Origin of the sequence: Brevibacillus antibioticus, from assembly GCF_005217615.1 — a bacterium.
In the GTDB taxonomy this organism is placed as follows: domain Bacteria; phylum Bacillota; class Bacilli; order Brevibacillales; family Brevibacillaceae; genus Brevibacillus; species Brevibacillus antibioticus.
This window is the reverse complement of record NZ_SZNK01000001.1, coordinates 2,211,846-2,234,614: the sequence shown is the minus strand read 5'-3', so window position 1 is coordinate 2,234,614 and position 22,769 is coordinate 2,211,846. Positions and strand designations below refer to the sequence as shown.

Below are 22,769 nucleotides of genomic sequence, written 5' to 3'. Positions count from 1 at the left end.
TAAAAGCGCTGAAAAAGAAAGGGATTTGTGAGGTTTTTATGAAAATCGGTGCTTCTTGCTGGATGTGGTCGCTTCCTGTACACTATGAATGGTAATCTGCTGACAGGCTATAGAGGAGAGACATTACATGAACATGACAAATGAGCGCCTGGCTACACAGGTGAAAATTAAAAAGCTCCACCAAGACGCCGTGATTCCAGCGTATGCGAGAGCAATGGACGCGGGCTTTGATTTGGTCGCGGTAGAGGATACATTGATTGCCCCTGGCCAATCGGCAAAAGTTCCAACTGGCTTGGCGTTCGCGCTTCCAGAAGGATTTGAATTGCAAGTGCGCCCTCGCTCCGGGATCAGTGCAAAAACAAAGCTGCGCTTGTCCAATGCACCAGGGACAGTTGATGCAGGCTATCGCGGTGAAGTATGCGTCCTGATCGATAACATTCGGATCGCATCCGGAAAAAGTGGCAAGGTATGTCTGGGCGCTGGCGAAAACGAAGTAACCGTTGAACAAGATGTCGATGCACATAGCTACTTGATCAAAAAAGGGGACCGGATTGCACAGGGCGTGATTGCAATCGTTCCAGTCGCGCAGTTCGAAGTAGTCGATGAGCTGGATGAGACGGAAAGAGGAGCGGGCGGTTTCGGCAGCAGCGGCATCAAGAGCTAGTTCAATCGAGTAAACATACATGACCCCTGATCATCAGCCGTGTAAATGGACATGAGCTGATACGTCAGGGGTCATTGTTTTGATCAAATTCTCATCCTTTGGTGGTTAAAAACTGGTCAATTCTCGAAAGGTCGTCAGCCGTCAGCGAATGTCCATTTGCTTTGACGAATACGCAAGGTCCATAGACCCAGTCTAAAAACCCATCTGACGTGATGGGGAAATTATTTGCTTCTACTCCGCGAGCATCTTCATTCACAACGAGGGAAATTCCTTCCAGATGATCATCTTCCACTACCTCATAGTCGCCACCAACCAGTTCTTGTAGTTCATCTGTCCCAGCGATTTCTCGAACAAATGCATGTTCATGCGGAAGCTTTATGTATACCGTAGTCAAGCGCAATCACTCCTTCTGATATCCATCATAACGTATCACTAATGAATTGTGCGATAGGGGAGCGGATGCCTGTTGGCGTGTTGGTTATCCTATGGTTGAGAATTGAAGTAACGTCCGTAGTGATACTTTCAGCCTGAGGGGACATGCTGATGATATTCGTGACCGGAAAACTGTATTGGCCTGAAACATTGCCAGCGCCACCCCTATATCCCTCGCTGACCGAGGACGTGAAGTGTGATGTCCTGATCATTGGTGGCGGAGAGGCAGGAGCACTCGTTTCCTATTATTTGAAGCAGCATGATGTGGATGTCATCCTCGTGGATAAACGTCGGGTGAGTGGGGGCAGTAGCAGCGCTAACACAGGTTTGCTGCAAATATGCAACGATAAAACGTTAACAGCCTGTATCCATTCGTTCGGTGAGAAAAATGGAGTTCGTTTTTACGAGCTGACGCGGCAGGCTGTTGATGAATTGGAAAAAATCTCTGAGCAGCTAGACCAATCTCCAGATTACATAAGGCGTGACAGCTTGTATTATGCCAGCGAACCTGCTGATGCGAAGAGCTTGCGGACAGAGTACCAGTTATTGAAGAGGTTTGGCTTTCCAGTCACGTATTTGGAGCGACCGGATATAGAGAAGCGATTCTCTTTTTCGAAGGCAGGGGCGATTTACTCCAAGGGAGATGCGGAGCTCAATCCGTACAAATTTGCCAATGGTGTGATCACCCACTCTGTGAAAAAAGGGATGCGCGTATACGAAAATACGGAAGTCGTGCATCAAAAAGTGCACGATGGAGGGCTTTTGGTCTATACCAAAAGTGGTCACACAATCAAGTGCAGGCGTGCCGTGTTTGCTACTGGATACGAAGCACAATCGATGAAGCGCAATGCCAACGCTGTGATTTCCAGCTCGTTTTCTATCGTGACCAATCAAGTCGAAGCGCTAACGGGTTGGCCACATGCATGTTTAATCTGGGAAACAGCCCGTCCCTATTTGTACATCCGTACTTGTCCAGAAGGGAGAATCATCGTCGGAGGACTGGATGAGCCGTTGAACGACTTACAAAAGAAGGCTGCTTCCAGTCTGAAGAAGCGTGATCATTTGCTCGCAAAAATTCAAGAGTTATTTCCACAGATTCCAATGCGAGCCGAATATTATTGGGGAGCGACTTTTGTTGATACCCATGACGGACTCCCGTTATTTGGGGAGCAGGAAGGTTATCCGCACTGCTTGTTCACATTAGGCTACGGAGGGAACGGAACCGTCTATTCGACCATCGGCGCCCAAATCATCAGTGATTTGATTACAAAAGGAAGTCACGCGGACGCCGATCTTTTTGCTTTTGACCGGAGGAAATATGCCAGTGCTACAGTCTGATCGAAACAAGCTTTCCCATTTGAGCGGGAAGGCTTATTTTTTTGAAAATGTCAGAACGAGCGGGCCCAAATTTTCTGGGTAGGCGAATAACATTTGAACATGGCCTACCTGCCTAGCATAGGGTAGATGGAAATAGCGTTGACAGGAATAAAAAGGCAGGTATAATCTTCAATAACAGAGTATTCCGAGTAAATTACTATAGATTAAAAGAGGAGTGAAGGTGAGCTGTATGAAAACCACGAAAGGCAAGGTCCAGAAGATCCTCCAACGCGTAGGATTCGTTGCTATGGCGGCTGCTATGGCAGGATGCTCGGCTGCTGTACCAGCAGAAACAGGTAAGGGAGCGGGGGGCACTACTTCTACTGTAGAGCTGCTCAATGTTTCCTACGATCCGACGCGAGAGTTTTACCAAGATATTAACAAGGAGTTTGCCTCAGAGTGGCAACAAAAGACAGGTCAAACCGTAACGATCAAGCAATCACATGGCGGTTCAGGCAAGCAATCCCGCTCCGTCATCGATGGCTTGGAAGCAGATGTAGTCACCCTTGCCCTCGCCTATGATATTGACGCGATTGCCGGACGCGGTCTGATTCCTGCCGATTGGCAAAAGAAGCTCTCGGACAACAGCTCGCCTTACACCTCCACGATAGTGTTTCTCGTGCGCAAAGGCAATCCGAAGCAAATCAAAGATTGGGATGATTTGATCAAGCCTGGGATCTCCGTGATCACTCCGAACCCGAAAACGTCTGGAGGAGCCAGATGGAATTACTTGGCTGCCTGGGGGTATGCCTTGAAGACAAATGGCGGGGATGAAGCGAAGGCACAAGAATTCGTAGCACAATTGTTTAAAAATGTACCCGTCCTCGATTCTGGGGCACGTGGTTCGACCACTACGTTTGTTGAGCGTGGCATTGGGGATGTGCTGATTGCATGGGAAAACGAAGCCTACCTCGCAGTAAATGAATTGGGAAAAGACAAGTTTGAGATCGTGAATCCATCCCTGAGCATTTTGGCTGAACCACCTGTTACCATTGTTGACAAATACGCTGACAAGCACAAGACAAGAGAAGTAGCAGAAGCATACCTCCAGTTCCTGTATACCAAAAAAGGCCAAGAGCTCGCAGCCAAGCATTACTACCGCCCTCGTTCGCAGGAAGTGCTCCAAGCACATACACCCGCATTCCCTGACATCCAATTGTTTACCATCGATGAGTTGTTTGGTGGCTGGACGAAAGCACAAAAGACTCATTTTGGAGATCAAGGCGTCTTCGATCAACTTTATAAACCATAGAACTACACTTTCCTCAGAGGAGTTACCTTCATGAGAAAATCACTCAGCAACAGAGGGCTTCTGCCAGGGTTTGGCATGACCATGGGCTATACCATCATCTACCTGAGTCTTCTGGTACTGATCCCTCTGTCTGTCTTGTTTTTAAAAGCTTCAACGATGAGTTGGGAGCAATTCATTGGGACGATTATGGATACAAGGGTTCTTGCTTCCATTCGTGTGAGTATTATGACTTCCTTTTTCGCGGCTTGTCTCAATGCGGTGTTCGGTGTCTTGGTAGCATGGGTGTTGGTACGCTATCAGTTTGCGGGGAAGCGAATCATTGACGGCATAGTTGATCTGCCATTTGCTTTACCTACCGCTGTAGGCGGGATTGCCCTGACTTCGATTTACGCTGAAAATGGCTGGATCGGGCAGTACCTGGCGGAGTGGGGGATCAAGGTAGCGTACACTCCCATCGGAATATGGGTTGCATTAACATTCATCGGTCTTCCTTTTGTCGTCAGAACCGTCCAGCCTGTGTTACAGGATTGGGATTTGCAAATGGAGGAAGCGGCGGCTACGCTGGGCGCTACCCGATGGAATACATTTTGGCGGGTAATTTTGCCGCATCTGTTACCGGCGATCATTACGGGGTTTGCGCTAGCCTTTGCCAGAGCACTGGGTGAGTATGGCTCCGTCGTGTTCATCTCCGGGAACATGCCGTTGAAAACAGAGATTGTGCCGCTCTTGATTATGACCAAGCTGGAGCAGTTTGACTATGCAGGCGCTACGGCAATTGCAACAGTCATGCTTGTCATTTCCTTTGTCATGCTTTTGTTCATCAACTATTTGCAATGGAAAATCAATAAATTCGATGCGGCCCGTTAGGAGGTATCACGTATGAATCATTTGACGGAGCCAGCCTATATCCGATGGACACTGATTATCGTGGCCTTGCTCTTCCTTGGCTTGTTTTTGATCCTACCGCTAGTAGCTGTTTTTACCGAAGCGTTTCGGCAAGGGGCGGAGGTGTTCGTTGCGGCCATTACAGAGGCGGAAACGTTATCCGCTGTCAAGCTCACCTTGCTAGTCGCAACCATTAGCGTTCCGCTAAATGTGACGTTCGGGATCGCTGCGGCATGGGCAATCGCCAAGTTTTCGTTCCCGGGTAAAAATGTGTTGCTTACGTTGATAGACTTGCCATTTGCCGTATCTCCAGTCATTGCAGGCTTTATCTTTGTCCTCTTGTTTGGGAGTCAAGGTGTGGCGGCGCCCTTGCTTGCGGCGTGGGACGTAAAAATTATTTTCGCGGTTCCCGGTATCTTACTTGCGACGACCTTTGTTACCTTTCCGTTCGTCGCTCGTGAACTGATCCCGGTCATGGAAGCACAGGGAAGAGACGAAGAGGAAGCAGCAGTCTCACTCGGAGCAAGCGGCTGGAAAACATTTTTACGCGTCACGCTGCCAAACGTAAAATGGGGGCTCCTGTACGGGGTCATTTTGTGTAATGCCCGCGCCATGGGTGAATTCGGGGCAGTATCCGTCGTTTCCGGGCATATCAGCGGCATGACCAATACGCTCCCGTTGCATGTGGAAATTCTCTACAACGAATATCAATTCGCTGCTGCCTTTGCGGTAGCCACCTTGCTTGCTGTCTTAGCCTTGGTGACGCTTATTCTGAAAAGCTTGATCGAGTGGAAAACCGAGCGGCAGGCAAAGCTGGATGAGGAACAACACTACGACGTGACAGGAGAGAAAGCCGGATGAGTATCGAGGTAGTGAACATTACGAAGTCATATAAAAGCTTTACTGCGCTGAAAAATGTGAATCTGCATATCCCGGAAGGCGAACTCGTAGCGCTTCTCGGGCCTTCCGGATCGGGAAAGACGACGCTTTTGCGTCTCATCGCGGGGCTCGAGCAACCGCAGGAGGGAAGCATTCTCTTTCACGGAGAGGATAATACAAACCGCGACGTGCGTGAGCGGCAGGTTGGGTTTGTTTTTCAGCATTACGCTCTGTTTCGGCATATGAACATTTTTGACAACATTGCGTTTGGTTTGTCTGTTCGTTCCCGCAAAACACGACCGAGCAAGGAGGAAATCAGTGAAAAGGTTCATTCACTGTTAAAGCTCGTTCAATTAGAAGGTCTCGCACATCGCTTTCCCTCACAGCTATCCGGTGGTCAGCGCCAGCGTGTCGCATTGGCGAGGGCGTTGGCAGTGGAACCAAAATTTTTGCTGCTGGATGAGCCGTTTGGCGCTTTGGATACGAAAGTGAGACAGGAGCTGCGTCGCTGGCTCCGTCATCTGCACGGGAAGCTCGGGCTGACGATCCTGTTCGTCACGCACGATCAGGAGGAAGCGATGGAATTGGCGGATCAGGTAGTTGTCATGAATGAAGGGCGAGTGGAGCAGGTAGGATCGCCCGAAGAAATTTATCACCATCCGGCGAATCCGTTTGTGTACAGCTTTCTCGGGCGGGTCAATCTGTTTCACGGACGAATCCAAAATGGCAAAATCAAGCTCGGTGAGGCAGAATTCGAGACAGATTGGAAGGATAAAGCGGTGGAGGCTCCCGCTGTCGGATACATGCGACCACATGATGTAGAGATTTCGTTGCGTCCGCCAGAGGGGAAGGCTACCAAATCTGTTCAGGCTGAGATTAACCATATTTCGCTCTTGGGTCCGATTGTTCGCTTGGACCTGAAGCGTTTGGACACGGATGAAGTGTTTGAGGCAGAAATGAGCAGGCAGCGTTTTATAGAGTTGAACGTAGAAGAGGAGAGCGTTGTGTACGTGACGTTGCACAATGTATCGATCTATGTGGATTCACAGCCTGTACAGACACATCGCCCTGCCCTCGTTCCGTTGCAGGCCAGTGTTTGATACGATAGAATGCAAATAAACCGGTCTGCATTTATCGCAGGCCGGTTTTTGATGGAGGCACTCGCTACTCGCCATGTTGCTTGGAGCGTGTCTGTTCTTTGCTAAGTGTGTTCGATCTACGGGTTTGCGAAGGGTTTTCTTTCTTTCCCATCTCATTTTTGACACCATTTTGCTTGGACATATCGTAAGCCTCCTTCCCACTGGATTGCCATGGTAGTTTTCCCTGCCAAAGTCCATTTCATGAATCCAGTATTTTTTGCTGTGCGCGAAATCGTTTACCTTTTGCAAAATGAGGTCATCTCTGGTAAGATAAGTGTTTGAACGATTCAAAAAAGGCAGGTATTGCGACGATGATAAGCACTCAGAACGTGACGCTGCGCTACGGGAAGCGCGCACTGTTTGAAGATGTATCCATTAAGTTTACCCCAGGTAACTGTTACGGCCTCATCGGTGCGAACGGTGCAGGGAAGTCTACCTTCGTGAAGATCCTCTCCGGAGAGATCGATCCGACGAGCGGTCACGTTTCGGTGACACCGGGCGAGCGTATCGCTGTATTAAAGCAGAACCACTTTGAATTCGACGAGTACGAAGTGTTAAAAACGGTAATTATGGGCCACAAGCGCCTATTCGAGATCATGGAAGAGAAGACCGCTCTTTACATGAAAGAAGATTTCTCTGAGGAAGACGGCAATCGTGCGTCCCAATTGGAGGGAGAATTCGAAGAGCTAAACGGCTGGATGGCTGAAGCAGATGCAGCTAGCTTGCTGATCGGTCTCGGTATCCCGACTGACCTGCACGACAAGCAGATGAAGGATCTCGCTAGTACGGAGAAGGTACGTGTTCTGTTGGCGCAAGCGTTGTTTGGTAATCCACACATCCTGCTTTTGGATGAGCCGACGAACCATTTGGACATCGAGTCGATTCGTTGGTTGGAAAACTTCCTGGCGGATTATGAAAACACCGTCATCGTTGTATCCCATGACCGTCACTTCCTGAACAAGGTGTGTACGCACATTGCGGATATTGACTTTGGCAAAATCCAAATGTACGTAGGTAACTACGACTTCTGGTACGAATCCAGCCAATTGGCGCTGAAAATGGTTCGTGATCAGAATAAGAAGAAAGAAGAAAAAATGAAGGAACTGCAAGAGTTTATTGCGCGTTTCTCTGCGAATGCTTCCAAGTCCAAGCAGGCGACATCGCGTAAAAAGCTGTTGGAGAAAATTACGTTGGAAGACATTCGTCCTTCCAGCCGTAAGTATCCGTTCATCAACTTCAAGCCAGAGCGTGAAGCGGGTAAAAACCTCGTAGCCATCGAAGGTTTGAGCAAGACGATTGAAGGGGAAAAACTGTTTGAAAACCTTCACCTCACCATCAACAAAGGGGACAAAGTTGCATTTGTCGGACCAAATGAGCTGGCGAAAACAACCTTCTTCCAAATCTTGATGGGCGAAGTTCAGCCTGATAGCGGTTCTTTTGAATGGGGCGTTACGACTTCCCAAGCGTACTTCCCAAAAGACAATGCGGAGTACTTTAGCTCCGATTTGAGCCTGGTTGACTGGCTGCGCCAATACTCCAAAGATCAAGACGAGACATTCATTCGTGGATTCCTCGGTCGCATGCTGTTCTCTGGTGATGAAGCGCTGAAAAAGTCAAACGTATTGTCCGGGGGAGAAAAAGTTCGTTGCATGCTGTCCAAAATGATGCTGGCGAGTGCCAACGTATTGATCATGGACGAACCGACGAACCACTTGGATTTGGAATCCATTACTGCATTGAACAACGGCTTGATTGAGTTCGACGGTACACTTCTGTTCGTATCTCATGACCACCAGTTCGTTCAAACCATTGCGAACCGAGTCATCGAGTTCACGCCGAAGGGTGTCATTGATAAAATGATGACGTATGACGAATACCTGGAGAGCGATGAAATCAAACGCCTGCGTGACGAGCATTACGCGTAAGCTACCTACGCACATATAAAAAGCCCTTGGCTTCGCACAAATCGTGCTGAAGTCAGGGGCTTTTTCTCATGTTACGGGGTCTTCCACGAACTCGATTTTGTTAAGGAAGGCTTCTTTGCTCGAGAAAATAACGCGCTCTTTTCGCGGGGAAGTAAAGAACACCACGATATATTGGTCATCGATGTATTCTACCGTGCCTCGTTTCTTTGGTCTTTGTATCGTCTTCACGGGTTTATTCAACCACTCGGTCATCTGTTGTTCCTCCTACCTGACTTTCCGATTCATTATACCAAGATTAAAGACGATTTTCCTGACCCAATCTACACAGAATCGCTTCATTTGAGGAAATTTCTACTAGGAACAGGACGAGTTGAATACCATTTGGGGAGAGGCACATGCATAAGGTAAGGATGAGTTTTCGTCTACCATCGCCAAGATGAGGAGGTTTAACGAGCGTGAACGTAAAAGCGAGAAAGCTTGCGATCAACGAAGAACGACTGCAAAAACGAATCGAGCAATTGGCGCAAATCGGGAAAAGAGGCGAAACGGGTGTATGTCGACTCGCTTTGTCCGCTGAAGATCGTGCAGGCGTAGAGCTGGTGCGTAGCTGGATGGAAGAAGCCGGTCTTCAGACGCGGATTGATGACTTCGGCAATTTGATTGGTCGGATGGCGGGGAAGGATGATCAAGCCCCGATCTTGATGATTGGCTCGCATATCGATTCGCAGCCGTACGGCGGTCAGTACGATGGTGTGATCGGGGTATTGGGTGGACTAGAAGTCGCCCAGACGTTGAATGAACAAGGCCTCATGCCTGCAAAGCCAATTGAAGTCGTTGCGTTTTGTGATGAAGAAGGATGTCGGTTTCAAAAAGGACTGTTTGGTTCCAAAGGCATTCTCGGCATGCTGGACCCGACGGACTTGGAGCGGACAGATAAAAACGGGATCACACGCAGGCAAGCACTGATTGATTTTGGATGCGACCCTGATCGCCTGGAAGCGTCTATTTATCCAAAAGGCAGTATCGGTGCTTATCTGGAGCTGCATATTGAGCAGGGGCCGATTCTCGATGATGCAAAAGAAGCGATTGGGATCGTGTCTGCGATATCAGGACCATTGTGGTGGACGGTCGAGCTCACTGGCTTTGCCGGGCACGCTGGTTCTGTACCGATGCCGATGAGAAAGGATGCACTCGTCGGAGATCAAAAGTAATTTTGGCAGTGAACGAGCTGGCAAAGCTCGATCCACAAGCGCCAACAGTGGGTACAGTCGGTCACTTGGAGGTTTTCCCGGATTCGCGCAACATCATTCCCGAGCGGGTGCGTTTTTCGATTGATTTGCGGGATATCGATTTGAAGCGTCGCGATGAGTGCGAACAAGCGTTGCGCGAGGCGATTGAGCTAGCCGCTGTAGAAGGTGGATTGCACTATACCATTACGGAAGATACGAATAGTGACCCGCGTTACTGTACTGACTGGATTAAGGCAATCATGCATGAGGAGAGCAACAAGCTCGGTGCCTCTGTGCGCGAGCTGATGAGTGGTCCTTTCCATGACGCTTTGGCACTCTCCTACGTTTGTGATTACGGGATGATTTTTGTCCGCTGCAAGGACGGTATCAGTCATAATCCGCAAGAATACGCAGCCTATGAAGACGTGGCACTGGGAACAGAGCTGCTCTACAAAACCGTATTGCGGATGAGCACCAACCAATAATAAAGAGAGTCGCCCGTCTAAACGGATAGGCGACTTTTTTCATACAGCCAATGACGAGACTTTACAGACTGTTTTTGGTATATTTTAGTCTGAGAGGTTCTTATCACGTCTGAGGAAGGAAGAATGGCATGAAAATGCGTGTTTCCGCTGTGCAGTATCATCTGCATACCATACATAGCTTTGAAGACTTCGCCAATCAAGTTGAGCACTACGTGAAAAACGCCCAAGAGTACGACACAGAATTTCTCCTTTTCCCGGAGCTGTTTACGACTCAACTCATGTCAATCGGAGACGAGCAGGGCAATGCGCTGCCGATTACCGCATTGCCATCATTCACGGACCGATATGTCGAGCTGTTTCGTTCCCTCGCTGCCAAATACGAGATGTATCTGATTGGCGGAACGCACATCATCGAGGAAAACGGCAAGCTTTATAATACAGCTTTTCTGTTTTACCCGGATGGACGTGTAGGGCAGCAGAAAAAAATTCATATCACGCCATGGGAAGTAAAAGGCTGGAACATGGGGGCTGGCGACTCGTTGCAAATCTTTGAGACCGACAAAGGGAAGGTCGCGATGATTATTTGCTACGACATCGAGTTCCCTGAGTGGGTGCGCATCGCCAAAGCACGGGGCGCAGACGTTATTTTCTGCCCATCCTGCACGGATGATCGCCACGCTTTCCACCGCGTACGTTATACCAGTCATGCCCGGACGATTGAAAACCAGGTGTATGTCGTGCTGACTGGAACCGTAGGCTCGCTACCAACAGTTGATTTCATGCGAGCGAACTTTGGACAAGCGGCGATCTTGACACCAAACGATGTTCCGTTCCCGCCGCGAGGCATTCTTGCTGAAGGGGAAATCAACCACGACATGATGGTAACCGCTGACCTGGATATCCAATTGCTATACGACGTGCGGGAAAAAGGCTCCGTCACAACGTGGCGCGACCGCCGCACCGATTTGTATACAGACTGGAAGTAAGTATTCCATCGTGATCAGGACAGCAGGAGGACGCATATGTACAGAAAAGAGCTGTATGTATTTGAAGGGAACAAGCCACGCAAAGCCATCATACGCAACTACAATCATGCAGACTTTTTCGAATTGATCCAAATACAGGCGGAGAGCTTTCCACCGCCGTTCCCGTCTGAGCTATGGTGGAACCAGGAGCAGCTGACGAACCATATTACGCTGTTCCCGGAAGGTGCCATTTGTGTGGAAGTAGACGGCGTTTTGGCAGGTTCGATGACAGGACTGCTCGTGAAGTTTGATCCGGCCCATCCCGAACATAAGTGGGAGGATGTCACGGATAGCGGTTATATCCGTACGCACGATCCGCAAGGGGATACGCTGTACATCGTAGACATTTGCATTCGTCCGAGCTTCCGCAAGCTAGGACTGGGTCAACAGATGATGCAAGCGATGTATGAGCTGGTGGTACAAAAAGGACTGCGCAGATTGCTCGGCGGAGGTCGCATGCCAGGCTATGGACGTTATGCAGACCAATGGACACCTGAGCAGTATGTGGAGCGTGTTCTGACAGGGGAAGTAAGAGACCCGGTGATTACATTTCTCATGCGCTGCGGTCGCACACCTGTTCAGATCGTGGCGAACTATTTGGAAGATGTGGAATCTCGCAACTACGCGACACTCATGGAATGGAAAAATCCATTTCAGTAGCAACTGTAAGGGCGTTTTTCTGACATAATCGATCGAGAGGGGATTTGACTGATGGAATTTGTACGCATTCAACATATTGATAACCCGCTTTTCGCGAAAATGCACCGTTTGATGCAAGAGGTTTTCCCGCCTGAGGAAGTATTGGAGTACGATCTGTGGAAAGAACCGCTGGAAGATCCGGGCATTCGTGTATTTGTAGCTGTACACGAAGGAGACGTTGTGGGCGCTACCGAATACCGTTATTACACAGACATGAACATAGCCATGACAGACTTCACGATCATTGGTCGAGAAGGTCTCGGAGTGGGACGATTCCTCGCCAGAGAGCGTCAAAAGGACCTGCTCGCTCTGGCTGCTGAAAACGGCAAGGAGCTGTACGGGATGTTTGCAGAAATCTACGACCCGTACCGTGTAGAAGAACACAGCTTTGGCGGCATCAAGCCAATGGACCCATTTGTACGTCGTGAAGTGCTCTCTCATCTGGGATACAAACGTACGAACTTTACTTATGTACATCCGTCCTGGCAAAATGACGGAGAAGCGGTATCCGGACTCGATTTGGGCTTCATGCCGACAAACGAAGAGCAAACAACCCTCGAAGCGGATCTGATCGTCACGTTCTTAAAACGTTATTACGCTGTTCTTCCACAAAAGCCACAAGCATGGCTCGACATGGTGGAAGACCTGGAGAGCAAAGAAACGGTGGAGCTACTTCCTATCTAATCGCAAGACAACAAGAACCAATTCTCCTGTGGAGCTATGTTCTCGGCTCCATGGGAGTTTTTCGTAGTAGTCTAGTCAGATTATTACGAAAAGGACAAGCCATAGGAAGGGGGATTCAAAATGAAAATCATCACCCTATGCGGGTCTACCAAATTCAAAAAGGAATTTGAGCAGGCGAATACGTATTTGACGCTCCAAGGAAACATCGTGATGAGTGTTGCCTTTTTCGAACAGAGTGAGGGCTTAACGATATCACAGGAGCAAGCAGATCTACTCACGGACATTCACTTTCGAAAAATCGATTTGTCCGACGAGATTTTTGTCATCGATGTAGAAGGCTATATCGGAAGCAGTACAAGCAAGGAAATTGCGTATGCAAAAGAACAAGGAAAGTCGGTTCATTATTACTCCAAGAGTGGGATCAACGATAAAGTGATTGCCGCATTTTTTCACTAAGGGGAAAATACAGAGGTGAAACAGGTGAATGCTCAAAATCTAGCATCGATCTTCCTTTACATAGCCGTCATCTTTCACTTGCTGGACATGAGTGGCTGGACTTCTACCAAGCTGGCACAACCAATCCAGCTCGCCATCCTCGCGCTGATGCTCATTTCCATTTTCATTTTACGGAAAAAGAAACGAAAAAAGCGTCGGGCAAGAAGGCCAGCACCAGAAGTAGCAGTCATGCTTGAGCAAGCCGAGGAAGGAGAGCCAGGCAAATGATTCATGACTTCCACATGCAGTCGATTCTGGACGTTTCCCATGACGCCATCATCGCGTTCGAACGAATGGTGCTGCTTGGCAAGGGGGACGCGGCTTTTTTTCCAAGAAGCTGTATCAGTGACAGTCCTACCGAGCTCAAGAAGAGAGAGAAGAAGAAGTCATCCGAAAGGCTTTGGCGGAGACAAAGGGAAAAAAGGGAGCGGCGGCGAAAATTTTGGGAATGGATCGTTCCACCCTATGGAGAAAAATGAAGCGCTACGAAAGGTCGTAAAAATTGATGCAATTGCAACATCAGCGATGCATATTTGCAACAGAGTGATACCGTTATTTGCTTAATTTGCAGAAAATTAAAAACATATTTATTTGGCATAGTAGTTGCTTATATATGGGAGACGCAACACATACGACTTTTACGAAGAGGCGAGGGGAGAGCATGACATTACAACCGATTATACGTGTAGAAAATGTCTCGTTTGCCTATCAGGTTAACCAAGATCAACATATTCCTGTCCTGCAAAATGTCTCTCTAGAAGTGTTTCCAGGAGAGTATGTCGCCATCATCGGTCATAATGGGTCCGGTAAGTCAACGCTGTCTAAGCATCTCAATGGGATTCTGACTCCAAAGGAAGGCGATGTTATCGTTAACGGAATCAACACGCGTGAAAAACAGCGAGTTCATGAAGTGAGGAGCCGTGTCGGGATGGTTTTTCAGCATCCGGACAATCAAATTGTCGCGACGATTGTAGAGGACGATGTGGCTTTCGGATTGGAGAACATCGGGACATCTGCGGAAGAAATGAAAACACGAGTTGATTTTGCCTTAGAGGCAGTAGGGATGACTGCATTTCGCCATCGACCTCCCCATCATTTGTCTGGCGGACAAAAGCAGCGGATCGCCATTGCGGGGATATTGGCGATGAAGCCACAATGCCTCGTCATGGACGAAGCGACGAGTATGTTAGACAGCTATGGTAGACAGGATATTTTGGCAGTCGTTCGCAAGCTGCATCGCGAAGGAATGACGATTGTCACCGTGACCCATCACATGTCAGAAGTAGCAGAAGCGGATCGCGTCATCGTGATGGAGGGAGGCAAGATCGTATTGCAGGGCACTCCGCGAGAAGTATTTTCCCATCAGGAAAGACTTCGCAAGCTGCATCTGGATGTTCCGGACGCGAGCCGGATTGCTCATCTCGTTCACTCCGAATATAGCGAATTTACACCCGATCTCATCCACAATGAGGAAGTTGTTGCGGAGGTTAATCGTCTATACGTCAGACAAGCGGAGGCGAGTGGTTCATGACGCAACCGATCGTAAACGTAGAAAATCTTTCTCATGTCTACATGCAGGGAACGCCTCTCGAACATCGGGCTCTCGACCAAGTAAGCATTCAGGTGGCAGAGGGCGAATGCTTGGCGATTATCGGTCATACCGGGTCGGGAAAATCGACGTTGATCCAGCATTTTAACGGCCTGATTCGCCCGCAATCCGGTACGGTCATCATCAATGGTATGGACGTATCTTCACCGAAGATCGATATTCGTACGTTGCGCAGACAAGTTGGGCTCGTTTTTCAAAATCCGGAGGATCAACTGTTTGAAAAACTGGTCGGTGATGACGTAGCCTTCGGTCCTTTTCGGATGGGGCTGCCTTTAGAGGAAGTGCGGCGACGCGTACAGTGGGCGATGGACTTGGTGGGCCTCTCGTTTCAGGAGATGAAAGACCGGCCGACTTTTGCCTTAAGTGGCGGACAGAAGCGCAAGGTGGCATTGGCTGGCGTCCTTTCCTTGCAACCCAAGGTTCTTGTACTTGACGAGCCAACAGCAGGGTTGGACCCGCGATCTCGTCACGAGCTATTGGATCGCATCCGTCGTCTCAATCGGGAAGAAAAGCTAACGGTTATTTTCGTCTCACACAATATGGAAGAGGTCGCCAGGCTTGCTGATCGAGTCTACGTCATGGCAAACGGCCAATCAGTCTGCGAAGGGACACCACGACAAATTTTTGGCAATCAGGAATTGCTGCGGCAGCATCATATCGGTACACCGGAATCGGTTGATATTTTATACAGACTCCGTGAGCAGGGCTACAGCATCGATCCTAGTGCTTTTTTACCCGAAGAGACAGCGATGGAAATTTTAAAACTAATGAACCGCTGAGGAGGGGGTCTACATGTCAGCAGAATTTGAATTGACGCGCAATATTACCATCGGTCAATATTTACCCACTGCTTCGGTCGTTCATCGTCTCGATCCTCGTTTCAAGCTTGGTGCTTTCGTCATCCTGATCTTAGCGATTGCCATCTGCGATACATATGTGGGTAACCTGTTTGCTTTAGCTATTTGTATCTGGATGTTTCAAATCTCGAAAATCCCCCTGCATTACGGCATATCCGGGATCAAGCCCGCTATTCCCTTTATCATTATTTTGGCGATCATGCAGTTGCTTTTTTACGGGGAGGTTGTCAATGGCGGAACGGTTTATTTGAAATATGGCTTCATCACGATCACGAGTGAGAGTGTACGCCTCGTCATTGTGTCTGCCATACGTTTTGTAGAAGTGATCTTCTTATCGAGTGTTCTCACGCTCAGCACATCTACGACGGAACTCACGCACGGAATGGAGCGACTGCTAGGCCCGTTGGAAAAAGTAAAGTTTCCGGTTCATGCCTTTGCATTGATCATCACGATTGCTGTGCGCTTTGTACCTACCTTCGCGATGGAAATGGAAAAAATGATGAAAGCACAAGCATCCCGAGGTGCAGACTTCGGTACAGGAGAATGGTGGCGCATCATCCAGAGAACAAAAGACATGTTTCCCATCATCATCCCACTGTTTAATGTGGCGCTCTCCAGAGCAGAGGATTTGATTTTGGCAATGGAAGCCAGATGTTACACACCAGGTGCGGCACGGACCAGATACACCCAATACAAGGCAGTAGGCAAAGATTACGTCGCGCTGATCGTGAGCATTGTCATTTCAGCCGTCATGCTCGCCATACCTTGGTAAGGGAGTGAGCGGGAATTCGCCCGAATAGGGCATTCCAGATAAAACTCGTAAAAGGAGGAGTATGCATGGAAAAAGGCTTGACCGTTCGCAAGATTGTCATTGCAGGCGTTTTGGGCGCGATAGCAATTTTGCTCGGGGTGACACGTCTCGGCTACATTCCGGTTCCAACAGCAGCGGGCAATGCCACTATTATGCACATCCCGGCTATTATCGGGGGCATAATGGAGGGCTGGGGCGTTGGTATGATCATTGGCCTTATATTTGGAGTCTCTTCTTTCTTAAATGCCACGGTTCCGCTTTTTAAAGACCCTCTTGTAGCCATCCTTCCACGTTTGTTTCTCGGTGTGACTGCTTACTTGACCTATGTCGGTTTGAAAAACGTCAATCAGTATTTGGCGATTGGTGCCGCTGGCTTTATTGGGGCAATGACAAATACGATCCTAGTACTGGGCATGGCCGTCATTCGAGGATATATGACGCTCGGTGTAGCGACCACAGTCGCCATCACGAACGGTTTGCCAGAAGCAATTGTTTCAGTCATTGTGACATTGGCTGTCGTTGCAGCTTGGAAGAAATTAGGATCATCAGGTAGGCAAAAATCAAAAATTTCAGGTGACTTTTAATGACCGGAACGATTGTTGACGTACCAGGCGTTCTCGTCGGGCATGCACAAAACGAAGAAACCTTAACGGGATGCAGTGTGATTCTGCTGGAAAAGCCGTCTGTTTGCGGCGTGGATGTCCGGGGTTCAGCCCCGGGCACTCGCGAGACGGACCTCTTGGACCCTGTCAATCTAGTTAGTGTCGTCCATGCGATTTGCCTTTCGGGTGGCAGTGCATACGGGTTGGATGCTGCTACAGGTGTCATGCAGTATTTGGAGGAACAAGGCATCGGACTGGATGTTGGCTATGGCGTCGTTCCGATCGTTCCAGCAGCAGTCTTGTTTGACCTGGCAGTAGGCGACTATCGGGTTCGTCCGGATCGTCAAATGGGCTATGAGGCAGTACAGGCAGCAAGCCGTGAGACAGTACCACAAGGAAACGTCGGTGCGGGTACAGGTGCGACAGTAGGCAAGCTGAATGGATTTGGGAATTCGATGAAGAGCGGGTTGGGCACAGCTTCCGTGATTATACCCAATGGACTCGTCATAGGCGCAATCGTCGCTGTAAATGCGGTCGGTCATGTCGTAGATCCGCAGGTAGGGACGATCATAGCCGGACCGAGAGATGAACAGGGAATCATTCGGGATAGCGTGGAGATACTGCGCCAGCAAGCTTTTGCCCCGATCCCTCCAGGTACGAACACGACGATTGCCGTAGTCGCGAGCAATGCCCGCTTGTCCAAAGCAGAAGCAAACAAAGTAGCACAAATGGCTCACGACGGGCTTGCCCGTACGATCCGTCCGATTCACACCATGTACGATGGCGATACGATCTTTGCTGTAGCAACAAGTGAAGTAGAGGCGAGTGTAGACTTGGTGGGCACGTTGTCCGCAGATGTTCTCGCAGAAGCCGTCATCCAAGCAGTTAAGCACGCAGAGGAAGCAGGGGGACTGCCATCTTATCGTAGTTACTTCCAGGAATAGGTGTAACATAATGGGATGCAGAGGAGAGGATTGGGATGAATCAGGTGATATCCTTTGTTGACGAGCAGGAAGTTGTGCGCCTAACGCAGGAGTTGGTTAGAATTCCAAGTGTGTTTCGTCACGATCAAGCAGGAGCGAATGAAGAGCGGGTCGCGCTGTTTGTCGCCGATTATCTTCGCAATATGGGTTTGCAGGTCTTCTATGAAGAGGTTGTCCCAGGCAGACCGAATGTCATCGCTTTTTACGATTCGGGCAGGCCTGGCAAAACGCTTTTGTTCGAAGCCCATACAGATGTCGTAACAGAAGGGGATCGGGATGCTTGGAGCTACGACCCTTTTGGCGGAACAATATCTGGTGGGCGAATCTACGGGCGTGGCTCCTGTGACACAAAAGGAAATCTGGCTGCCGCGATATGTGCCGTCAAAGCTATCCAACGATCCAAACAGTCTTTTACAGGCAAAATCCTCCTGTGCATCCCTTGCGATGAGGAGAGCATGATGATCGGGGTCAAAGATTTCATCCGTCGCGGTTGGGCCAACAACGTTGATGCGGCGATCATCTGCGAACCGGAAGAAAATCAACTATGCATCACGCAAAAAGGAGCCATGAGAGCGATTCTTCGTACGTTTGGCAAGATGGCGCATGGTGCCATGCCATTGACAGGAATCAATCCAAACACAAGGATGGCACGGGCCATCGTAGCATTAGAGGAGCTGGAGCGCAAGGAAATGGCTCGTCTGAAAGAGCATCCGATGTTGGGGTGGCCGAGTATCACGCCGACGATTTTGCAGGCACCAGTCAAAGGAGACCCCCAAATCAACGTCGTTCCTGATCAATGCATGACGACTCTCGATATTCGCACGGTTCCCGGGCAGGACCACCAAGAGCTGTACAAAGAAATCAGTGCCATATTAGAAGCATTAAGCAAAGAAGATGACAAGTTCAAAGCCACTCTGGAAGTAATCGAAGAGCGTCCTTGGACGTTGACTGGCATGAATGAAGCAGTCGTGACAGCTGTAGCGAGCGCCTATCGGGAAATCACCAAAAAAGAACCCGTATATAATGGCGTCCCAGGTGCGACAGATGGAACCTTCCTGCACAAGGCCGGCATTCCGATTTTGACGACAGGCGCAGGCGATCGCCATATTCCTCACCATGCAGACGAGTATGTAGCCATTGACCAATTGGTGGAATCCACCCAGCTTTTTGCCTTGTCCGCATTGACGTTTTTGACGCAGCCAGTGCGAGCTTGATCATTATAAAAGAAGTTTTCTTAGTAAAAACTTGCAGAATCCATCTAATTTTTTTTACAATAGGCTTGTTACATAAGCGAAAAGGAGACGCGTGCCCATGAATATGCGCTGGAATTTGGATGTCTTGTATTCCTCGTTTGATGCACCAGAATGGAAACAAGATTGGGAGAAGTTCGTACGTGAAACAGAAGAGATCAAAAGCTGGGCAGCGCAAAACTTGCAATCTTCAGAAGATGCAGTAGCGAAGATGGAGAATTACATCACGATGATGACCTCCGTCCTGCAAACGCAATTCCGTTTGTACGCCTACGGAGAGCTGACTGCCAGCGTCGATGCCAAGAATGAAACAGCACTGCTCGCGATTGAAAAAGTACAGAATCAGGCTGTTGAATTGGTTGAACCAGGTGTACAATTCCAAAAATGGCTAGGATCATTGAACAACTTGGACGAATTGATTAGCCGATCGGAGCTGTTAGAGATACATCGCTTTATGTTGACAGAAATGTCAGACAATAGCAAATATATGCTGAGCGAAAAAGAAGAAATTGTTCTGGCAAAAATGAAAAATACAGGGTCAAATGCATGGACAAAACTCCATGAAATGCTGACTTCCACTTTACTGGTAGACATTACAGTCAATGGGGAGCACAAACAACTTCCATTGCCAGTGGTGCGGAACATGGCGAACGAAAAAGATCCGCAGCTTCGCAAAACAGCCTACGAGGCGGAACTTGCCGCTTACAAAAAAATCGATGGAGCTGCTGCTGCCAGCTTGAATGGAATTAAAGGCGAGGTTATTACGGTTGCGAAGCTCAGAGGCTATGAATCGCCGCTGGATAAGACGTTGCAAGACTCCCGCATGGATCGCGAGACGCTCGAAGCAATGCTTCAGGCGATGCGTGAGAGCCTGCCATCCTTCCATCAATATTTCCGTACAAAGGCGAAGCTGCTCGGTCATGAGAGCGCTCAGTTGCCGTTTTATGATTTGTTTGCGCCAGTGGGCGAGGCAGACATGCGGTTCTCTTATGAGGAATCCCGCGATTTCATCGTGAAGCATTTTGGTAGCTTTAGCGAAAAGCTCGCCAACTATGCAGCAAGAGCTTATGACAATCAGTGGATAGATGCAGAGATTCGCGAAGGCAAGCGTGGAGGGGCATTCTGCTATAACCTGCACATCGTAGGGGAGAGCAGAATTATGTCCAACTACACAGGCAGCTACAACGATGTGAGCACAATGGCACATGAATTAGGACATGGCTATCACGGAGAATGTCTCGTAGACGAAGCATTCTTGAATAGCGAATACCCGATGCCAATCGCCGAAACGGCTTCCATTTTGTGCGAAACCATTATTGCCAATGCAGCGCTTGAACAAGCGACCTCCGAGGAAGCATTTGCGATTTTGGAAAATGATATCAGCGGAGCTAGTCAGGTGATCGTCGATATTTATAGCCGTTACTTATTCGAGACTGCTCTATTTGAGCGCAGAACAGAAGGTGCCTTGTCTGTTTCCACTTTGAACGAGCTGATGCTGCAAGCCCAAAAGGACGCGTACGGAGATGGTTTGGATCCGGCAGCTCTACACCCGTACATGTGGGTATGCAAACCGCACTATTATAGCGCGGATTACAATTTCTACAACTTCCCGTATGCTTTTGGGCTTCTGTTCGCGAAAGGCTTGTACGCAGAGTATCTCAAGCGTGGGGAAGCTTTTGTTGAGCAGTACGACAAGCTCTTGTCTGTAACGGGCAAAATGAGCGTTGCGGATGTAGCAGCCATCATGGATGTTGATGTGCGCTCCGTCGATTTCTGGCGGAATTCACTCTCTTTGGTTGCAAAAGATATCGACAAATTCGTTGAGCTCGCGTCTGCTCGTCTGAACTAAATAGGAAGAACGTCCGCTGTGCCACTAGCGGGCGTTTTTTATTTATGCTGCTAAGCGTTTTTGTGCGCATAGGGAACAGAGGGGAAGGAGAAAGTAAGAAAAAACAGATGAGGTGATTACGTGGTAAATGGATTGCAGTTACTCGACCTATTACGGGAAACGGAGAACAAGATGCTGCATTTACATAGAGCCATCGACAGGGTAAGCAGCGAGCCGGATTTCAAGGAGTCTGTCAGTGTTCTTACTGTAGTCGTTCGTGATTATCAACTTCAGCTCGACAAAATGAAGCAAGCGTTGGGCAAAATCGAAATCGGAGGGCAACAACAACAACAACAGCAGCAGGGACATAATAACGAAATACATTAAGCACAAAAAAACAAACAGCCCTCGAACTTCTGCAAAGGCAGATAGGGCTGTTTGCTTTTACGTGCAGGTATGCTTACTGGAAATTAGCGTAACGCTTCACTCCGTAAAACGGGTAGAGCTTGTGCATGTATTCGACTTTGCCATAGCGAACATCTTCGCCATTCGCATGCACGATTGCTCCATTGCCCAAATAAATCGCTACGTGAGACACGCGTCCTTTTCCAAGCGAATCGTAAAACAAGAGGTCACCAGGCTGTGCTTGATCCAGTGATACTTCTTGACCGCCACGGAATTGATCTTCAGAAGTGCGCGGAAGTGTAACCCCAAGCTGTTCAAAAACGTAGGAAGTAAAGCCACTACAATCAAAGCCATTCGGTGTAGTTCCGCCTAGGACGTATGGTGTATTGAGCAATGGCTCGAAAATCTCCTTCAATCGGCCTAGATCTTCTGCATTTACCTCGGTAGGAAGCGGAACGGTAGAAGTGAGGTTTGGACTTAGGAACTCTGTAGCAACGTATGCTTCACGATCTTCGAATTCGATTTTTGTCCATTCACTGCCTGTTTCTACGACTTCTACAATGGAACCAGATCTCAGCTTGCCTAACACTTTTGCGTCAGTCGATGGCTTTTTACGCACATTCAGCACGTCGCCAGTGACGCGGGCTTTTTCACCAGCGGTTAGTTCTTTAGACTCGGTGGTAGCGTTATCATTCTGTTTGATAGCTACATCGGAAGGCACGTCATTTGCAATGGAGCCAGAAAAGTTTGCACCATGAATGGACAAAGTTTGTCCAATGGACAATCTATCATCATTCAGTTGGTTCCATTGAATGAGTTGATCCACTGTTACTTGATGCTCACGAGCGATTTTGCTCAGCGTATCACCTGCTGATACCACATATGCCGATGAGGAAGCATGGGCAGCAGTAGGCAGCAGAGTGAAGAGGGCGAGGAGGGTGAGTAGCCTCGAAGTCTTTTTCATGTCATCGTCTCCACCAATCTACTAAAATCTACGTATCTAGCTAAAATTTTATCGGATTTTGCTTGGTAAATCTATGAAAAAATGAATCTCTCAATATTTTTTTAAAAACTATTGCATTTGGAGATAGAATCGTGCTATATTACAGAAGTCGCTGCAAGACAGAGACAAAAATCACATGGAGCTGTGGTGAAGTTGGAGTTCACGCCGGTCTGTCACACCGGAGGTCGCGGGTTCGAGTCCCGTCAGCTCCGCCATTCTTTTACTAGAATGTGCGAATTTCATAGTTTCTC

General features: G+C 48.7%; 24 protein-coding genes, 1 tRNA gene and 1 pseudogene. 23 read left to right on the top strand and 3 right to left on the bottom strand.

Annotated features, from left to right (window positions below; genetic code table 11):
- Positions 1–127 precede the first annotated feature (127 nt).
- Complete coding sequence (gene dut, locus E8L90_RS10030; protein WP_137029261.1) at positions 128–664, top strand: dUTP diphosphatase; 537 nt, start codon at positions 128–130, stop codon at positions 662–664.
- Positions 665–755: 91 nt separating this feature from the next.
- Here the strand turns inward: dut and E8L90_RS10025 are convergent, their stop codons facing one another.
- Entirely contained in the window at positions 756–1,058 is a 303-nt protein-coding gene (locus E8L90_RS10025; protein WP_137029260.1) for a DUF3846 domain-containing protein, read from the bottom strand.
- A 149-nt stretch (positions 1,059–1,207) separates the two neighbouring features.
- Between E8L90_RS10025 and E8L90_RS10020 the strand changes: the two genes are divergently transcribed.
- From E8L90_RS10020 to E8L90_RS10000, 6 genes are all read left to right on the top strand, one after another.
- Positions 1,208–2,434 carry an NAD(P)/FAD-dependent oxidoreductase gene (locus E8L90_RS10020; RefSeq protein WP_137029259.1) on the top strand — a complete coding sequence of 409 codons (1,227 nt, stop codon included), beginning with the start codon at positions 1,208–1,210 and terminating at the stop codon, positions 2,432–2,434.
- 286 nt (positions 2,435–2,720) lie between these two features.
- Complete coding sequence (locus E8L90_RS10015; RefSeq protein ID WP_244297508.1) at positions 2,721–3,725, top strand: sulfate ABC transporter substrate-binding protein; 1,005 nt, start codon at positions 2,721–2,723, stop codon at positions 3,723–3,725.
- 30 nt (positions 3,726–3,755) lie between these two features.
- Positions 3,756–4,592 (top strand): sulfate ABC transporter permease subunit CysT, encoded by an 837-nt coding sequence (gene cysT / locus E8L90_RS30445; RefSeq protein WP_208759424.1) that lies wholly within the window; start codon positions 3,756–3,758, stop codon positions 4,590–4,592.
- 12 nt (positions 4,593–4,604) lie between these two features.
- Positions 4,605–5,471 carry a sulfate ABC transporter permease subunit CysW gene (gene cysW, locus E8L90_RS30440; RefSeq protein WP_208759423.1) on the top strand — a complete coding sequence of 289 codons (867 nt, stop codon included), beginning with the start codon at positions 4,605–4,607 and terminating at the stop codon, positions 5,469–5,471.
- Positions 5,468–6,589, top strand: coding sequence for a sulfate/molybdate ABC transporter ATP-binding protein (locus E8L90_RS10005; RefSeq protein ID WP_137029257.1), 1,122 nt, complete (start codon positions 5,468–5,470; stop codon positions 6,587–6,589). The genes cysW and E8L90_RS10005 overlap by 4 nt, the downstream gene beginning before the upstream one ends.
- Before the next feature lie 350 nt (positions 6,590–6,939).
- Positions 6,940–8,553: an ABC-F family ATP-binding cassette domain-containing protein gene (locus E8L90_RS10000; protein ID WP_137033383.1), complete on the top strand. Its 1,614-nt coding sequence runs from the start codon at positions 6,940–6,942 to the stop codon at positions 8,551–8,553.
- A gap of 66 nt (positions 8,554–8,619) precedes the next feature.
- Here E8L90_RS10000 and E8L90_RS09995 read toward each other — a convergent pair whose 3' ends face one another.
- Positions 8,620–8,805, bottom strand: a complete 186-nt coding sequence (locus E8L90_RS09995) for a hypothetical protein (RefSeq protein WP_137029256.1) — start codon at positions 8,803–8,805, stop codon at positions 8,620–8,622.
- A 203-nt stretch (positions 8,806–9,008) separates the two neighbouring features.
- Between E8L90_RS09995 and E8L90_RS09990 the strand changes: the two are divergent.
- From E8L90_RS09990 to E8L90_RS09920, 15 genes and pseudogenes are all read left to right on the top strand, one after another.
- Positions 9,009–10,267: pseudogene (locus E8L90_RS09990) on the top strand (M20 family metallo-hydrolase).
- A gap of 128 nt (positions 10,268–10,395) precedes the next feature.
- Positions 10,396–11,253: a carbon-nitrogen hydrolase family protein gene (locus E8L90_RS09985; protein ID WP_017248204.1), complete on the top strand. Its 858-nt coding sequence runs from the start codon at positions 10,396–10,398 to the stop codon at positions 11,251–11,253.
- Positions 11,254–11,289: 36 nt separating this feature from the next.
- A complete protein-coding gene (locus tag E8L90_RS09980) occupies positions 11,290–11,952 on the top strand; it encodes a GNAT family N-acetyltransferase (RefSeq protein WP_137029255.1) in 663 nt (220 codons plus the stop codon).
- A 51-nt stretch (positions 11,953–12,003) separates the two neighbouring features.
- Complete coding sequence (locus E8L90_RS09975) at positions 12,004–12,675, top strand: GNAT family N-acetyltransferase (protein ID WP_137029254.1); 672 nt, start codon at positions 12,004–12,006, stop codon at positions 12,673–12,675.
- 120 nt (positions 12,676–12,795) lie between these two features.
- Positions 12,796–13,131, top strand: a complete 336-nt coding sequence (locus E8L90_RS09970; RefSeq protein WP_137029253.1) for a DUF4406 domain-containing protein — start codon at positions 12,796–12,798, stop codon at positions 13,129–13,131.
- A 15-nt stretch (positions 13,132–13,146) separates the two neighbouring features.
- Positions 13,147–13,398: a hypothetical protein gene (locus E8L90_RS09965; protein WP_244297197.1), complete on the top strand. Its 252-nt coding sequence runs from the start codon at positions 13,147–13,149 to the stop codon at positions 13,396–13,398.
- Positions 13,399–13,570: 172 nt separating this feature from the next.
- The gene (locus E8L90_RS31230; RefSeq protein ID WP_341870807.1) at positions 13,571–13,669 is read left to right on the top strand and encodes a helix-turn-helix domain-containing protein; all 99 of its coding nucleotides are present in this window, start codon (positions 13,571–13,573) and stop codon (positions 13,667–13,669) included.
- A gap of 162 nt (positions 13,670–13,831) precedes the next feature.
- Positions 13,832–14,701: an energy-coupling factor transporter ATPase gene (locus E8L90_RS09955; RefSeq protein ID WP_137029252.1), complete on the top strand. Its 870-nt coding sequence runs from the start codon at positions 13,832–13,834 to the stop codon at positions 14,699–14,701.
- Complete coding sequence (locus E8L90_RS09950; RefSeq protein WP_137029251.1) at positions 14,698–15,558, top strand: energy-coupling factor transporter ATPase; 861 nt, start codon at positions 14,698–14,700, stop codon at positions 15,556–15,558. Before E8L90_RS09955 ends, E8L90_RS09950 begins: the two co-directional genes overlap by 4 nt.
- A 13-nt stretch (positions 15,559–15,571) precedes the next feature.
- Entirely contained in the window at positions 15,572–16,408 is an 837-nt protein-coding gene (locus tag E8L90_RS09945) for an energy-coupling factor transporter transmembrane component T family protein (protein WP_069845258.1), read from the top strand.
- A 65-nt stretch (positions 16,409–16,473) separates the two neighbouring features.
- Positions 16,474–17,031 (top strand): ECF transporter S component, encoded by a 558-nt coding sequence (locus tag E8L90_RS09940; RefSeq protein WP_137029250.1) that lies wholly within the window; start codon positions 16,474–16,476, stop codon positions 17,029–17,031.
- Positions 17,031–17,993, top strand: a complete 963-nt coding sequence (locus E8L90_RS09935) for a P1 family peptidase (RefSeq protein ID WP_137029249.1) — start codon at positions 17,031–17,033, stop codon at positions 17,991–17,993. The genes E8L90_RS09940 and E8L90_RS09935 overlap by 1 nt, the downstream gene beginning before the upstream one ends.
- 35 nt (positions 17,994–18,028) lie before the next feature.
- Entirely contained in the window at positions 18,029–19,246 is a 1,218-nt protein-coding gene (locus E8L90_RS09930; RefSeq protein ID WP_137029248.1) for a M20 family metallopeptidase, read from the top strand.
- 97 nt (positions 19,247–19,343) lie between these two features.
- Positions 19,344–21,131: a M3 family oligoendopeptidase gene (locus E8L90_RS09925; RefSeq protein ID WP_137029247.1), complete on the top strand. Its 1,788-nt coding sequence runs from the start codon at positions 19,344–19,346 to the stop codon at positions 21,129–21,131.
- A 120-nt stretch (positions 21,132–21,251) separates the two neighbouring features.
- Positions 21,252–21,497 carry a hypothetical protein gene (locus E8L90_RS09920; protein WP_137029246.1) on the top strand — a complete coding sequence of 82 codons (246 nt, stop codon included), beginning with the start codon at positions 21,252–21,254 and terminating at the stop codon, positions 21,495–21,497.
- Positions 21,498–21,570: 73 nt separating this feature from the next.
- Here the strand turns inward: E8L90_RS09920 and E8L90_RS09915 are convergent, their stop codons facing one another.
- The gene (locus E8L90_RS09915) at positions 21,571–22,479 is read right to left on the bottom strand and encodes a C40 family peptidase (RefSeq protein ID WP_137029245.1); all 909 of its coding nucleotides are present in this window, start codon (positions 22,477–22,479) and stop codon (positions 21,571–21,573) included.
- Positions 22,480–22,656: 177 nt separating this feature from the next.
- Between E8L90_RS09915 and E8L90_RS09910 the strand changes: the two genes are divergently transcribed.
- Positions 22,657–22,733 (top strand) — tRNA-Asp (locus E8L90_RS09910).
- Positions 22,734–22,769 lie beyond the last annotated feature (36 nt).